General features: G+C 51.7%; 14 protein-coding genes. 4 read left to right on the top strand and 10 right to left on the bottom strand.

Annotation, left to right across the window (positions count from 1 at the left end; all coding sequences use genetic code 11):
• Nucleotides 1–93: 93 nt before the first annotated feature.
• From NST84_RS10585 to NST84_RS10575, 3 genes are read right to left on the bottom strand one after another with little or no spacing between them, the layout of a single operon-like run.
• Nucleotides 94–570, bottom strand: coding sequence for a DUF309 domain-containing protein (locus NST84_RS10585; RefSeq protein WP_342565535.1), 477 nt, complete (start codon nt 568–570; stop codon nt 94–96).
• Nucleotides 536–1,348, bottom strand: coding sequence for a GTP pyrophosphokinase family protein (locus NST84_RS10580; RefSeq protein WP_342565534.1), 813 nt, complete (start codon nt 1,346–1,348; stop codon nt 536–538). Before NST84_RS10580 ends, NST84_RS10585 begins: the two co-directional genes overlap by 35 nt.
• Nucleotides 1,349–1,376: 28 nt before the next feature.
• Complete coding sequence (locus tag NST84_RS10575) at nt 1,377–2,471, bottom strand: quinone-dependent dihydroorotate dehydrogenase (RefSeq protein ID WP_342565533.1); 1,095 nt, start codon at nt 2,469–2,471, stop codon at nt 1,377–1,379.
• 210 nt (nt 2,472–2,681) lie between these two features.
• On the opposite strand from NST84_RS10575, the gene NST84_RS10570 reads away from it, so the two are divergent.
• Nucleotides 2,682–2,819, top strand: a complete 138-nt coding sequence (locus tag NST84_RS10570) for a hypothetical protein (protein WP_342565532.1) — start codon at nt 2,682–2,684, stop codon at nt 2,817–2,819.
• Here NST84_RS10570 and NST84_RS10565 read toward each other — a convergent pair.
• From NST84_RS10565 to NST84_RS10555, 3 genes are all read right to left on the bottom strand, one after another.
• Complete coding sequence (locus tag NST84_RS10565) at nt 2,816–4,258, bottom strand: L,D-transpeptidase (RefSeq protein ID WP_342565531.1); 1,443 nt, start codon at nt 4,256–4,258, stop codon at nt 2,816–2,818. The two genes, NST84_RS10570 and NST84_RS10565, sit on opposite strands and share 4 nt — an antisense overlap.
• A gap of 186 nt (nt 4,259–4,444) precedes the next feature.
• Entirely contained in the window at nt 4,445–4,687 is a 243-nt protein-coding gene (locus NST84_RS10560) for a ferredoxin (RefSeq protein ID WP_342565530.1), read from the bottom strand.
• A 159-nt stretch (nt 4,688–4,846) separates the two neighbouring features.
• On the bottom strand, nt 4,847–6,139 hold the full coding sequence (locus NST84_RS10555) for a DNA polymerase IV (RefSeq protein ID WP_342566396.1): 1,293 nt from the start codon (nt 6,137–6,139) through the stop codon (nt 4,847–4,849).
• 284 nt (nt 6,140–6,423) lie between these two features.
• Here NST84_RS10555 and cimA point away from each other — a divergent pair, with 284 nt between their 5' ends.
• On the top strand, nt 6,424–8,043 hold the full coding sequence (cimA, locus tag NST84_RS10550) for a citramalate synthase (RefSeq protein WP_342565529.1): 1,620 nt from the start codon (nt 6,424–6,426) through the stop codon (nt 8,041–8,043).
• Nucleotides 8,044–8,132: 89 nt separating this feature from the next.
• Here the strand turns inward: cimA and NST84_RS10545 are convergent, their stop codons facing one another.
• Nucleotides 8,133–8,690: a TlpA disulfide reductase family protein gene (locus NST84_RS10545; protein ID WP_342565528.1), complete on the bottom strand. Its 558-nt coding sequence runs from the start codon at nt 8,688–8,690 to the stop codon at nt 8,133–8,135.
• Between the two features lie 135 nt (nt 8,691–8,825).
• On the opposite strand from NST84_RS10545, the gene NST84_RS10540 reads away from it, so the two are divergent.
• Entirely contained in the window at nt 8,826–9,299 is a 474-nt protein-coding gene (locus tag NST84_RS10540; protein WP_342565527.1) for a M67 family metallopeptidase, read from the top strand.
• Here the strand turns inward: NST84_RS10540 and NST84_RS10535 are convergent.
• The 3 genes from NST84_RS10535 to NST84_RS10525 are packed head-to-tail and all read right to left on the bottom strand — an operon-like array spanning nt 9,281 to nt 12,530.
• Entirely contained in the window at nt 9,281–10,030 is a 750-nt protein-coding gene (locus tag NST84_RS10535) for an exonuclease domain-containing protein (RefSeq protein ID WP_342565526.1), read from the bottom strand. The two genes, NST84_RS10540 and NST84_RS10535, sit on opposite strands and share 19 nt — an antisense overlap.
• Entirely contained in the window at nt 10,027–11,100 is a 1,074-nt protein-coding gene (locus NST84_RS10530) for a DUF294 nucleotidyltransferase-like domain-containing protein (protein WP_342566395.1), read from the bottom strand. The genes NST84_RS10535 and NST84_RS10530 overlap by 4 nt, the downstream gene beginning before the upstream one ends.
• 35 nt (nt 11,101–11,135) lie before the next feature.
• Nucleotides 11,136–12,530, bottom strand: coding sequence for an ammonium transporter (locus tag NST84_RS10525; protein ID WP_342565525.1), 1,395 nt, complete (start codon nt 12,528–12,530; stop codon nt 11,136–11,138).
• 593 nt (nt 12,531–13,123) lie between these two features.
• On the opposite strand from NST84_RS10525, the gene NST84_RS10520 reads away from it, so the two are divergent.
• Complete coding sequence (locus NST84_RS10520; RefSeq protein WP_342565524.1) at nt 13,124–13,555, top strand: MerR family transcriptional regulator; 432 nt, start codon at nt 13,124–13,126, stop codon at nt 13,553–13,555.
• Nucleotides 13,556–13,584: the final 29 nt, after the last annotated feature.

Here is a 13,584-nt window from a genome sequence, read left to right as displayed (position 1 = left end):
GTCCTCCTGCTTGTGTTACCTGAATTTTTGGGATCAATAATCAAGGAACACCCCTGCGGGTGCTCCTGATTAGGTACTGCTATTGTTACGTCGTTATTTGCGGTGCTCCCCCGCAGGTCTTTGCGGGCCCCGCCGCTGCGGCTGGTTAGGCACAATGCCTGATGCAGCCAGCTCTACTTCCTGCGCAAGAACCGGATCAGCGATTTCAATCGTCAGGTCGTAATAAGCAAACGGCTTTTCAGCGTAGCTATCCAGCTGTGAAGCATACAGCCCCACTTCCCGGACCAGCTTAGCCAGATCAAGGCCCAGCGTTTCTGCAGGGTAAGTTCCCAGTACGCCATACGACCTGTTCATCATGATCAGGCCGCCGCGCACATTACCGTTGCGGAAATGATAGAGTCCGACTGCCACCTGAAGCAGCGCTTTGTATAAAGGGTCTTTATCTTTTTCAAGCCACAGCTCTTCAAGCACCTCATGGCATTCAAAATAATCCCTGTCCCGGTTAAAGTAGACCAGGTATGCCAGGTACAGCGGTTCATAGGCCATCCGGCAGACTATCCTTCTTGGCATTGGATATAAGCTCACGCACATGCTCCAGCAGCTGCTTCATCGCTTCCATATCCTGTGTCTGCCAGATCTCGTTGAAGCGGTTCTGGCTTTCAATCGCCTCATTCACCAGATGATAGAAATACAGCTGGTGAATCGCCGTCAGCACCTGAGTCGTTGTATTGGAATTTTCCTCAAACAGCTTCTGGGCCTCCAGAATTTCTTCGCGGATGCTGGACATCTCACTGTCCAGAATCGATGCGGCTTCCGCTGCCGTCTTCAGGCGTACACGCATTTCATCCGGCAGGCTTTCGCGGTATTTATAGTTCAGGGAATGCTCGATCGTGGCCCAGAAATTCATCGCCAGCGTGCGGATCTGAATTTCGGCCAGCACGATCTTTTGTCCCAGGGCGGTCTGTACCGGATATTTAATAATCATATGGAAGCTGCGGTAGCCGCTTTCCTTATAATTGGTGATGTAATCCTTCTCATACAGCACTTCAAGATCCTTGCGGGCACGGATATACTCCGCCACTCTGCGGATGTCCTCAACGAATTGGCACATGATCCGGATGCCGGCGATGTCCTCAATGCCTGTCTCCAGATCCTCCATCTTCACGTTCAGACGCTTGGCCTTTTCCAGTATGCTGGACAGCCGTTTCACACGTCCGGTTACGAACTCAATCGGCGTATATTCTTCTCTCTTTTTGAGTTCCGAGCGCATTGTTTTGAATTTAACCTTGAGTTCCTCCACAGTCTGTTCATATGGAAGTAAAAAAGTTCCCCAATCCCTGCCGTCCATCGCCTTCGTCCTCCTGTCCATTCATCCTTCAGTGATGATCGGCGCCCACCGCTTCCCGGATATGAGAGAATCCGTCCCGCCGCAGCAGCTGCCGCAAACCGGCATGCAGCCGGCGGTTAACCTCCGGTCCTTCATAGATGAGCGCCGTATAAATTTCAACCAGGCTGGCGCCTGCCCGGATTTTGTCATACGCATCCTGGCTGCTGAATATTCCGCCTGAGCCGATTATCGGCAGCTTGCCGCCAGTCTGGCGGTAAATGCTGCGGATGATTTCCGTCGACCGGTCTCTCAGCGGCTTGCCGCTGAGCCCTCCCGTTTCTCCGGCTTTTTCGCTGGTCAGCCCCTCGCGGCTTAACGTAGTGTTCGTGGCAATAACGCCGTCCACTCCAGCTTCTGAAAGCGTATGTACCATGAATTCCAGTTCGCTGTCACTGACATCCGGAGCAATCTTGACCAGCAGGCTCTTGGCCGTGCCGCTCTTTCTGTGCTGGACCGCCATTTCCTCCTTCACCTCAGAGAGCAGCTTAGACAGCTCACTGCCATGCTGCAGACTGCGCAGATCCGGTGTATTCGGCGAGCTGATATTAACTACAAAGAAATCGCCGTACGGATACAGCGTGCGGATACACTTACGGTAGTCCTCGTGCGCTGTTTCATTCGGAGTCGCTTTGTTGCGCCCGATATTAACTGCCACCGGTATTCTGCGCTGCTTCAGCCCTTTCAGGCGCTCCGCCATCGCTTCGGCACCTTCATTATTGAAGCCCATCCGGTTGATGAGCGCTTCGTCTGGAATCAGGCGGAACAGTCTTGGACTGTCATTGCCCGGCTGCCCCTTAGGGGTTACTGTGCCGACCTCCATAAAGCCGAAGCCGATAGATGAGAAGCCGCCGACTGCCTCGGCATTCTTGTCGAGACCTGCCGCAAGGCCAACCGGCGTAGGAAAATGCACACCGAACAGATCAACTGCCATATCCGCAGTTTCGGGAACACCGTACATAAGCCGCATAGCCGCGCTGCCGCCCGGAACAAATGCCGCCTTGTGCAGTCCGCCGATTACGAGATGATGCGCCTTTTCCGGGTCCATTTTAAAGAAAATAGGTTTGCCTAAATGCCGATACAGCAACGTTCTCGCTCCTTCAAGGGATTACCCGAATCGTCCTCCGACTCCCCGTTTCGTTTGTTTTCTTCTTAATTTTATCCGTTTCCGGGCGAAAAGAAAAGTTTTTTACCCTGCCGATCTTCCGGGCTGAAGCCGGGAGTATAGTAATTTTCATCCAAACCCATTACAATGTAAGGGTAATCACCGATAAAGAGAGAAAGAGGGATGGCTATTATGTCAACTAAACGCAAACCTCCAACACTTCAGCAGAAGAAAGAAGAAGTGAACCGCAAAGCCATTATGTGGATTGGTGCAAGCCTGGTCCTGTTAATTCTTCTGATTATCGTGCTGTTTCTGGTAGCGGGCAATTAGTTCAGCCAATGGTAGACTTTATTGGGGTTCGTCTGATTAGCGGGTGTTTCTGAAGGATAACGGTCCGCAGGAACCAGCAGTTCATCAGGCAGACCCCCTTTACTTATCTGCACCTTCGTGCCCATCGGTACCATTGCGAATAATTCCTCCACGTCCTTTCGGCTCATCCGGATACAGCCCAGCGATTCATCTTTACCGATACTCTCCGGCTCATCTGTTCCATGAATGGCATAATTGCTGTCCGAGAGCTGCATGCCTCTGCTGCCGAACTCCCCGTTATCACGGCCATTCGGATTTACTACCTTATCTGTAATCGTAAAAGATCCTTCCGGTGTCCTGGAGCCGCCCAGTCCTACCTCATAATTCCTCAAAATAACGGAGCCGCTGGTTACTGCCAGACGGTGATTTTGTTTATCTACTATTATAGTAAGCGGTCCGGTAAAATAGGGCAGCTCCCGCCCTCCGCTTCCAGCGGCTTGGGCCGTTCCCGCGCCGGCTTCGCCGCCTGCAGAGGAATCTTTACCGCCTGCCTCAGCGGCTGGCTGCTGTGCCATTCCGGCGGCAGCTGCACTCCGCACAGAAGCAAATTTCTCCTTCATCAGCGGCGTAGTCCCGCCAAGCCAGTTCCCGGGGAATGCTCCGGTAAGCACAGCCAGCGATTGCGGCAGATTTCCCTTACTGTTCTTGTAGGCGCGTATAGCGCTCCACAATACGGCCAGCTGTTCCTGCTGACGCTGCCATTGCCCGGCCTGCTGCTGCAGGGCTCCGGATTCGGGCGGCTCACAGGCACAGGCTGTCTTGTCATAGGACTGATATACGGCGCGCCCCTTTCCGTTCTTGACCACCGTTGCCGCCAGCGGCAGCTTATCCTTCCACAAAAGCCATTTCCCTGAGCGCTCCATCCCCAGAATAGCTATAGCCGACCTGGCTCCGCCTTGCAGCAGCTGCGCAAATGCCCCGCCTGAAGCCGCGGAGTCAACGGCCAGCGCGGTAAAGGCCAGCTCCGGCTCTGTTTCTTCCGGTGACGCCGGCTCATCAGCCTCAGATGCATCTGCTGCAGCTTCAGCAGCCGTTTCATCTGCCCCGCTGAGCAGAGATGCCAGCGTCGCTTGGGTGCCCGTTTCTGTGCCTTCCGGAGCCGTGGACGGCAGGAGCACTAAAAGGGTAACGGCCATAGCTACCAGAAGCCGGCGTTTTCTGAGCCTGGCCTGATGGCGTTCATGCTCCACCTTGAGCAGGCCATCCTCGTATTCACGCAGCATTTCTGCCGGAACCTTACTGCGTTCAAAAGCTTCATACACTTCCCCGGCCTGGTTAAAACAGTAGTTGGCCTTTCCCTGCTGGCCGTTCTTATAGTATTCCTTACCAAGCAGGTACCATGCCATTTTGTTATCCGGGTGCATTTGAACATAAGCCTTGAGATGCTGCGAATTTTTCATCGGGGCCTCCGCGGGTAAAGATAATAAGTTCTTCTACACCTTATATCGGCTTCTCCACGAAAAAAAGACATCCCTGCCGGATCAGTACCGGCGTAAGGATGTCTTTATGTGTATACAAGAATCAAATATAAGCCTATATCTTATATCCGGCCCTCATATCCTGTGCGAAGCCGCCGGCCTGGAAGATTAACCTTCCTTATTGAAAGGAGCGTCCGCAATTTTGATGGAATCAGTCGGGCATCCGTCAGCCGAATCCTGCAGATCGTCAAACAGATCATCAGGAATCCCTGTGCATCCGCGGTTTCCGTCATTCTCATAAATCACTTCTGCCAAACCTTCATCATCATAATCAAAAATATCAGGAGCCGTTGCGCCACAGGCACCGCATGCGATGCAAGTGTCTTTTTCGACCCAGGTGTACTTAGCCATTTTATCTCTGCCTCCCGTTAAACAATACAGCCTGCCGCAGCAGCCTGTTATTTCACTCATATTAATATAAAAAGAATACAATTTCAATGAAATTTCAACATGTTTACAGTATTGCCGCATAATCTGTCGGCCGGGCGCCCTGGAATCCGGGGGATTCTGTCAGCCGTTATCCGGGTCCATCTGCTGCAGGTTGTCCTTCTGGAGTGAGGTGCCGCGCTCCTTATGGTTACGCAGACGGGCCGAGTGGCTGTCACTGAGCATGCCGGCAGTAAGCACGGCATTTTCACCAAATTTGTTGCGCAGCATATCCATCGCCTTATTGAGGGATTCCTTCTTCGGCTGCCGTTCATAATCGAACAGATCAAGCTGAATTGCGGATTCCTCCTTGGGGCTCAGGCTCTGCAGGGTTACACCGAGCAGTCTAACGGGCTTGTCGCCTTTCCAGTGGCGGGCAAACTGGTCGCACACTACCTTATAGATATCCTCCGCAGTTTCGGTAGGTGCCTCAAGCTGGCGTGAACGCGTTATAGTCTTCATATCGGGAGTCCGGATTGTAAGCTGCACTCCTGCGGCCACCAGACCCTGCTTACGCAGCCGCCGTGCCACCTGATCGCTGAGATTAAGCAGAATCGGCCTTGCATCAGCCAGCCCGACCACATCCTTGGGCAGCGTTGTTGTGTGCCCGATCGACTTGCTCTGCTCCCGTTCAGGATTTACTACGCCATAATCAATGCCGTTGCCGGCCCGCTTCAGCCAGGAGCCCATAACGCCGAAATGATCTGTCAGCATCCGCTCGTCTGCGGCCGCGAGCTGGCCTATATTATAGATACCGAGTTTGCGCAGCTTTTCAGCGGTTTTGCCGCCGATGCCGAACATTTCACCGCATGGCTTGTTCCACAGCACCTCCGGCACATCACGCAGACGCAGCACTGAAATGCCGTTAGGCTTTTTCAAATCAGATGCCATCTTGGCCAGCAGCTTGTTTGGAGCAACACCGATGGAACAGGGCAGCCCTAGCTCATCCATAATCCGGCGCTGAATCTCTCCGGCTATCTCAAGCGGGGTACCGAATTGCCGCGAGCCTGTGATGTCCAAATAACATTCATCGATTGAGACTGCTTCGAGCAACGGAGTATAGCTGTAGGCGATTTGCATAAAGGCATTGGAATATTTGCGGTATAGATGAAAATTCGGCTGAATAAGAGTAAGGGACGGGCAGATCCGCAGCGCCTTCTGCACCTGCATTCCGGTAGAGATCCCCAATCTGCGTGCGGCATAGGAACAGGTTACGATAATGCCTCTGCGCTGCTCTACACTGCCGGCAACTGCAGTAGGCTTACCTTTATACTGTCCCGGGTCTTCCGCTTCATGCACAGAGCAGTAAAAAGCGTTCATATCCACATGCAGGATTACCCTGCCGCTTGCCGGATAATACTGATCCACATTCTGCACAATATCTACCTTCTTATCTTCATGGTTTCCATTGTTCATTTCAGCATAACGCTTTTGTCTGGGGGAGGTCAATAAAGGCCGCACCCCTCCTGTAAAGTTCTTTGTTACATTCCCGCGTAAAAATGCTATAATATAAAAATTATTTCAATACGTAGTTGATGCTTCCGAAGCCGAAATCAATGGAGCAGATGCTCACAAAACTAAGCATATGCTTCCGAGGCAAGTTTTGTCCGAAGCCGAAATCAATGGAGCAGATGCTCACAAAACTTTTAGGAGGAGACTTAATGTCTAAGTCCATTTCCATCTTCGATACGACACTTCGCGACGGCACACAAGGCGAGGGCATCAGTCTGTCGGCGGATGACAAGCTGAAAATTGCCAAGAAACTCGATGATCTCGGTGTGCATTACATTGAAGGTGGCATCCCGGGAAGCAACAATAAAGACATTGAGTTTTTCAAACGGGTCAAAGAATTGTATCTGAACGCCAAAATTACCGCCTTCGGCAGCACCCGCCGCAAAAACTCTATTGCCGAGCACGACGACAATTTGCAAAGAATGATTGATGCCGGCGTGCCTGCGGCAACGCTGGTCGGCAAATCATGGGACTTCCATGTGCACACCGCACTGCAGACCACGCTGGAGGAGAATCTCGCAATGATCGGCGACTCCATCTCCTATCTCAAGCAAAAAGGGCTGGAGGTCATCTTCGATGCCGAGCATTTCTTTGACGGCTACAAGAACAATCCGGTGTATGCTGCTGCCGTACTAGCTAAAGCACGCGAAGCCGGAGCAGACTGGCTCGTCATGTGTGATACAAACGGCGGTACGCTGCCGAATGAAGTGTATGACATCGTCACTGCGATTTCAGGGCATCTTCCCGGCGCCGATCTGGGCATCCACACCCATAATGACTGCGAGCTCGCAGTTGCCAATGCGCTGAGCGCAATCAATGCGGGAGCCCGTCAGGTACAGGGTACAATTAACGGATACGGGGAACGCTGCGGTAATGCCAATCTGTGCTCCGTCATCCCTACACTACAGCTTAAGATGGGCTATCACTGCATCCCGGGTGACTCCCTGCCGCAGCTGACCAACACTGCCCGCTATGTAAGCGAAGTAGCCAACGTGAACATGCCGGTGAATCAGCCATATGTCGGAACAGCCGCATTTGCCCATAAGGGCGGCATTCATGTCTCGGCAATCCTCCGGGATTCCCGTACGTATGAGCATATTGCCCCCGAGCTTGTCGGCAACAAGCAGCGGGTACTCGTCTCCGAGCTTGCCGGCCAGAGCAATGTGCTCTCCAAAGCTCAGGATATGGGACTTAGCCTCGATCCGACCAGCGAGCAGGCCCGCAAGGTCATTGACAAGATTAAGAACCTGGAGCATCAGGGTTATCAGTTTGAAGGAGCCGACGCCTCCCTTGAGCTGCTGCTGCGTGAAGCGACAGGTGAGCTGAACGAGCTGTTTGTTTTTGAATCCTTTAAGATGCTGGTCGAAAAAAATGCCGGCCATCCTGTAGTCTCCGAGGCCTTTGTTAAGCTTCGTGTAGGCGGCGACAGCCTCTACACCGCCGCCGAAGGCAACGGACCGGTTAACGCGCTGGATAATGCGCTGCGCAAAGCGCTGAAGACTTATTTTCCGCGGCTTGATGAGATGCATCTCTCCGACTATAAGGTACGTGTGCTTGATGAGCAGGATCAGACGGCTGCCAAGGTACGCGTACTGATCGAATCCAAGGATTACAATAATACCTGGAGCACCGTTGGCGTATCCAGCAATGTTATCGAGGCCAGCTGGGAAGCACTGGTTGACAGTATGCGTTATGCCCTGCTCGGGCAGATTTCCCTGGAGAATGGTGCAAAGAACAGCAGCGAACCTAGAGGTCTGGTTAACCACTAAAGCAGACTGTCCGCATTATACGAAGCCCCTCTGCAGCGGGAGTTTAATTCCCGCATGGCAGAGGGGCTTCATTGTCGGCTGCTGATTGCTCAGCTGCCGGTCAGGGCTATAATTTTTTTCTCCAGTTCCTCCGGGGTCAGGACACCGAGTACAACTTCAGTGATTACCCCATTCTTATCAATCAGCACATTGGTCGGAAAGACCTGACCCTTGTACTGGTCGAACACTTCGCCTTTAAGATCGAACAAAACCGGAAAAGCCAGCATATACTTCCTGATGAACCGTTCGGCATTCGGCTTATAATCCTGGCTGGTCACGTTAACTCCGTAGATATCCAGCACATCCTTGTATTTCAGCGCCATCGCATTAAGGTCAGGCGCCTCCTGCTGGCAGGGGCCGCACCAGGAGGCCCAGAAGTTCACAATCAGTGCCTTATCCCTCGGACCGCCTACCGTATACTCACGGCCGGCGTTATCCTTCAGTGAAAAAGCAGGGGCTGCCTGGCCAGCGCCGGTCCCGCCCGCCATGACCTGCTGGGCTACCGGAACAGCCTCAGGTTTATTGTTCAGCCAGCGTCCCAGAGCAAAGGCTGTTACCAGCACAATTAATGCCAGGACCGCAACATTCCGTCTTTTAACAGCTCTCATAAGTAGTCTGTTCCTTTACATATGGGATGGGTTGCTCCTATTGTACCCCCAATGCAGCCCATTTCAAACTACCCGTGCACAAAAAAGAGGACTCCGTCCAAAGACGGAATCCTATGAAGAGAGAGGGGTTAATACATGACAGCATTCCAGGGAACAACCCCGCCAATCCGGCTGGATTCCTCCGTACAGCTCATGCTGGGGAAGCATTTACTGACCTGTCTTCCGCATGAAGCTTGCGGATTACTGCTGGGTACTGCCGCAGCGGGAGGCATACTCATCAGCAGCTATGTGCCCTTGAGCAACGTTGCGCCTGACCCGCTGCATACCTTTGTCCCCGACCCGGGGGAGTGGGTCAAAGCAATGTACAGCGACCCTGCCCCGATCGGCCTGTTCCATTCCCATCCCGCTTCACTGCCGTGGCCCTCCCAGGCCGATATGCAGGGGCTTCAGGCTCTGGGTCCGGAATTTAAGGTCTATCTGATCGGCTCCCCGGGAACAGGCAATGCCCTTCCGCTTCTTAACGGGTTTATAATCAGCCGTGGGATTGGCCCAGACGGCAAACCTGCTGCGCAATTGCTGCATACAGAGCTTCAGGCTCTGCTCAAATAAGCATAGAGGTCGCCCAGCGTGTCAACCTGACGTTTATTAGCAATCTCCCGGAGATAAGCGACCCATAGCCGGGCCGTCATTCTGGCATCCTCCAGCGCGTGATGCCGCCCCTGGATTGGAATTTCATGAACAGCGAGCAGTTCATCCAGCGTATAATTGCTGCGCTGCGGCTCCAGCCAGCGGGCCAGCATCATCGTGTCCAGGACACGGTGGGTCAGCTGTACCTTGGAGGTTTTCCACAAGGCTGCATTCAAAAAGGATTTATCATGCGCACTGCCATGCGCCACCAGCACCCGCTGGCCGACAAAAGACATGAAGTTATGAAGGCCGTCAATCAGCGATGGAGCAGCAGCTGTCATCTCCCCGGTAATTCCTGTTAATCTGGTAATGTCCTCCGGTATAGCTGTCTGGCAGTTCACCAGTGTATAGAAGCATTCCTCTTCTTTTATTTCTTCACCGACCACCCGGATAGCCCCGAATGACATAATTTCATCACCATGCTGATGGGAAAAACCGGTCGTTTCCAGATCGAATATAACCGTCTCCAGCTCCGAAAGCGGAGTATGCAGTACTTCAGGCCGCCGCTTCTCACGCATCAGCGACCTGATAAAGGCCATCTGCTGCGCAGTCTGCTGGGCGGATTCGCCGCCTCTGATGGATGCGATAGCGGAGGGCATACCGCCCTGCCGCAGATTGCTCCAGAATCCGCCGCCTTTATTGGGCTCTTTCATGACTGCCTCCTTTCCGCTGAGCGGAGCTGGCGCTGTAAAGCCCTGTGCAGTTTTCTGACCAGCAGCAGACTTTCACGCAGCTCAGACATAAGCTGTTTGTTCTTTAGATCACTTTCGGAAATATAATCACTGCTCGACAGAAGCCCGTCCTGTACCATGTACGGTGTATTCACACGCATCCGCAAAGCTGTCAAAAAAGCCCCGCGGATCTCCTGCAGCTGTTCATATTCCTCCCGTTCACTGAGTCTTGATATCCGTTTCAGGGTGGAACTGTCCTTAACCGCATTCAGCAGGGCTAAATGCCTGACTATATTTACAAGCGGGATGTACATTCCGTATTTAATATCAAAGCCGCCGGCATAATCGCCAAATCGTTCTGTTAATACCTGTCCAAGCAGATTGAGTGTTGCTTTGTGGCGGACAGTGTTGCGCAAAACAGCCGTAGTCAATTTATCATTGTCTACAAAGCCGGCATGAAAGGCTTCCCTCCATTCAGCCGACAGCTCTGCGCTTCCGGCCACATGCCTCATATCTGATGCAATAATCAGATAGCGGATAGGCTCCCATTCCAGCTGGCTCATCCAGCTGCCTAACTGCTCCTTCCACTCCGTCAGCGTCTTGCGCCAGAGCGGTTCAGAGCACATCACTCTGCCTTCGCATTTCTCATAACCCACGGCCTCAAGCATATCCGATAACAACTCGCCAAAAGCAGTAAAGTAGGTCAGCTTGACGTCATCCGGCTCCCCCTCCACGATCAGACCGTTATCCTGATCACTCCAGAGAGTGGATTCCTGTCTGCCGGCACTGCCGAATACAATAAAGGAATAAGCGCAGGGAGGCGGGCCGTAGCCCGCCTCCTTCATCTGCGCCTCACAAAGCTTCACCGCAGCCGCAGCAATCAGATCATGCATTGCATTGACGCGGGACACCCATTCCTCAATCGGTATCACGTTTAACTGCTCCAGGAGTGCCTCCTGGCAGGCTGTACGCCTGCCTTTCAGCTCCTGCGGCGAACCGGCCGTTGCGATGGATTGCATTCTCTTATCTTCGCTCCACTCTGTCGTTTCCATCCCAGCCACGCGGTCCGCCTCCCGTCAGTAGAAAATTATAATTTGTGGGTTTTGGATTCGGAATCTGTAATCAGCTTCATCTGTTCAGGATAACCGTAAGTACCGTGCTCACTGATATCCAGACCCATCAATTCTTCTTCTTCTGTAACGCGGATTCCCATAACCAGCTTCATTACATACAGGATTACGAAGGACAGGACAGCTACGAATACGAAGGTTCCAACTACACCAAGCGCCTGAACGCCCAGCTGGTGGAAGCCCCCGCCGTAGAACAGGCCTGCTTCACCAACGAGTCCGCCTTTTTCGATCAGTTCAGGTGTTGCGAAGAGACCTGTGGACAACGCACCCCACATACCTGCAATACCGTGTACGGAGAAAGCATAGATTGGATCATCAAGACCTGCACGCTCCAGCCATTGCGAAGTCATGAAAGTGAATGCTCCGGCAACCAGACCGATAACGATAGCCGCCCAAGGTTCTACGAATGCGCAGGCACCGGTGATCGCTACCAGTGCAGCCAATACGCCGTTCAGCATAGCCGGAATATCGGATTTGCCGAAGTACAGCCAGGAAGCAATCAGTGCAGCCAGACCGCCGGCAGCAGCTGCAATGTTGGTTGTCAGTGCTACGTGACCGAAGAAGCCGCCCATAGGGGACAATGCACTACCAGGGTTGAAGCCGAACCAGCCGAACCAGAGAATGATTACACCGAGTACAGTGAACACCTGGTTGTGGCCCGGGATAATAACCGGTTTGCCTTCTTTATTAAATTTGCCAAGACGTGGCTTAAGCAATATTGTCGCCACTACAGCCGCTGTTGCACCAGTGAGATGGACAACTGTGGAACCTGCATAATCCTGCATTTCGAGGTTAGCCAACCAGCCGCCGCCCCATACCCAGTGTGCAACGACAGGATAGATAATAACGGAGAACAGAATTCCGAAGATAATGTACACACTCAGTTTAGCACGTTCAGCCATACCACCGGACACAATTGCCAAGGATACTGCTGCAAAAGCCATCTGGAACAGGAATTTAATGTTCAGGGTTACATCGGAGAAGGCCAATGATTCAAATGAGGATGCCTGTGCATCTCCGCCGTAGAACCAACCAGTGGTTCCGATAAAGCCGTTACCGTTACCGAAGCCAAGACCGAAGCCTACAGCCCAGAAGCATAAGCTGGCAATCGCCAGTGTCAGTACTGTCTTACCGGCTACGTGACCGGCATTTTTCATCCGGACCGAACCGGCTTCAAGGAGTGCAAATCCCGCTTGCATAAAGAATACTAAGATAAAGGCCAGGAAGGTAAACGCTGTGTCCAATCCGATCTGCAGATCTGGTGCTGCCGGACCCTCAGCAGCAAAGGCGCTGACCGGATAGATCATCAAAGTAATCATAGCCAGAAACATCATCAATAACTTTTTCTTCATCTAAACCCCACTCCCCAATGTTATATTTTCTAACAAGTCGTGAAACTCTTAATGTCATTATAATCAGAAGTCAGGTAAATTGACAAGACAATTTTTTAATTGTTTTTACTTTTATTTTTGAATGGCATATTTTCCAAATAATTGATCGGCATAAACACTATTAGACATACAAAATGGCGTAATATCAGTATTTTAAGGTCCATTTTTCTGTAACCGCATACACATGGCTGTCATTTTATATTGCATTTTTATTAACACATTAGCTTAAACATGCCTTTTCTTTTAAAGTAAAATTCCTGTTTCAAAGCTACTATTACTGTGAAACACTTGTATTCCTGGTCTGTCTCAAGGTTTACAGCAGAATAACGGTCCGTCAAAATGATTTTTCATGCAATATATAACATTATGATGTCATGTATTTCAGTTTCGTTACAGTATCTTTCCCTTTAACGCTGCATATACTTAAAGTAAGTATGACGTTTGACTGTACGGTTGGACATTTGGTATCATTTTAATATAGGAATAATTTAAATAAGTAACTTCCGCTTCTTTCAGCGTGAAGATTATGCAGCGGGGTGAACTAACATGGGGATATGATCCTTTACCGGATTGGCGAGCTTGCCAAAGCCGCCAGCTTAAGCGAACGGACCATCGACTATTATACGAAGCTTGGCCTGATCAAGCCGGAATCAAGAAGCATGAAGAATTACAGGCTGTACAGCCATGAAACCTTAGCCGCCTTGGAACGTATTAATCAGCTAAAGCATGAGAAATATACATTGGATGAAATCAAATCCATGATGGACAAATGGAATACAGCCGCTCCCGAAGCTGATGTTTCGGACAAACTCGTAGAGCTTGAGCTTCAAATGCAGCGTCTGGAACGCGAAGTCAAAGCGCTGGAGCCTATGATTAACGGCCTGAAGCCGGTACAAGCCAGACGTGCGCTGGCTGCCCTTATTCCGCAAGGTGTTGCCTGTATGGAGGCGATCAAGCTTCTGCTCATGCAGAATCCGCCAATGTAATTTCTTACACACATCATGATGGAGGAATG

Source organism: Paenibacillus sp. FSL R7-0345 (genome assembly GCF_038595055.1).
Taxonomy (GTDB): domain Bacteria; phylum Bacillota; class Bacilli; order Paenibacillales; family Paenibacillaceae; genus Paenibacillus_AQ.
Note: the sequence above shows the minus strand (reverse complement) of the source record. Positions and strands in the feature narration are given on the sequence as shown.

Excerpts from the sequence above, each read along its gene's own strand:
- NST84_RS10585 (WP_342565535.1), bottom strand. The coding sequence starts at position 570 with ATGCCAAGAAGGATAGTCTGCCGGATGGCCTATGAACCGCTGTACCTG.
- NST84_RS10535 (WP_342565526.1), bottom strand. The coding sequence starts at position 10,030 with ATGAAAGAGCCCAATAAAGGCGGCGGATTCTGGAGCAATCTGCGGCAG.
- NST84_RS10565 (WP_342565531.1), bottom strand. The coding sequence starts at position 4,258 with ATGAAAAATTCGCAGCATCTCAAGGCTTATGTTCAAATGCACCCGGAT.
- NST84_RS10530 (WP_342566395.1), bottom strand. The coding sequence starts at position 11,100 with ATGGAAACGACAGAGTGGAGCGAAGATAAGAGAATGCAATCCATCGCA.
- NST84_RS10580 (WP_342565534.1), bottom strand. The coding sequence starts at position 1,348 with ATGGACGGCAGGGATTGGGGAACTTTTTTACTTCCATATGAACAGACT.
- NST84_RS10545 (WP_342565528.1), bottom strand. The coding sequence starts at position 8,690 with ATGAGAGCTGTTAAAAGACGGAATGTTGCGGTCCTGGCATTAATTGTG.
- cimA (WP_342565529.1), top strand. The coding sequence starts at position 6,424 with ATGTCTAAGTCCATTTCCATCTTCGATACGACACTTCGCGACGGCACA.
- NST84_RS10525 (WP_342565525.1), bottom strand. The coding sequence starts at position 12,530 with ATGAAGAAAAAGTTATTGATGATGTTTCTGGCTATGATTACTTTGATG.
- NST84_RS10540 (WP_342565527.1), top strand. The coding sequence starts at position 8,826 with ATGACAGCATTCCAGGGAACAACCCCGCCAATCCGGCTGGATTCCTCC.
- NST84_RS10560 (WP_342565530.1), bottom strand. The coding sequence starts at position 4,687 with ATGGCTAAGTACACCTGGGTCGAAAAAGACACTTGCATCGCATGCGGT.
- NST84_RS10520 (WP_342565524.1), top strand. The coding sequence starts at position 13,124 with ATGATCCTTTACCGGATTGGCGAGCTTGCCAAAGCCGCCAGCTTAAGC.
- NST84_RS10570 (WP_342565532.1), top strand. The coding sequence starts at position 2,682 with ATGTCAACTAAACGCAAACCTCCAACACTTCAGCAGAAGAAAGAAGAA.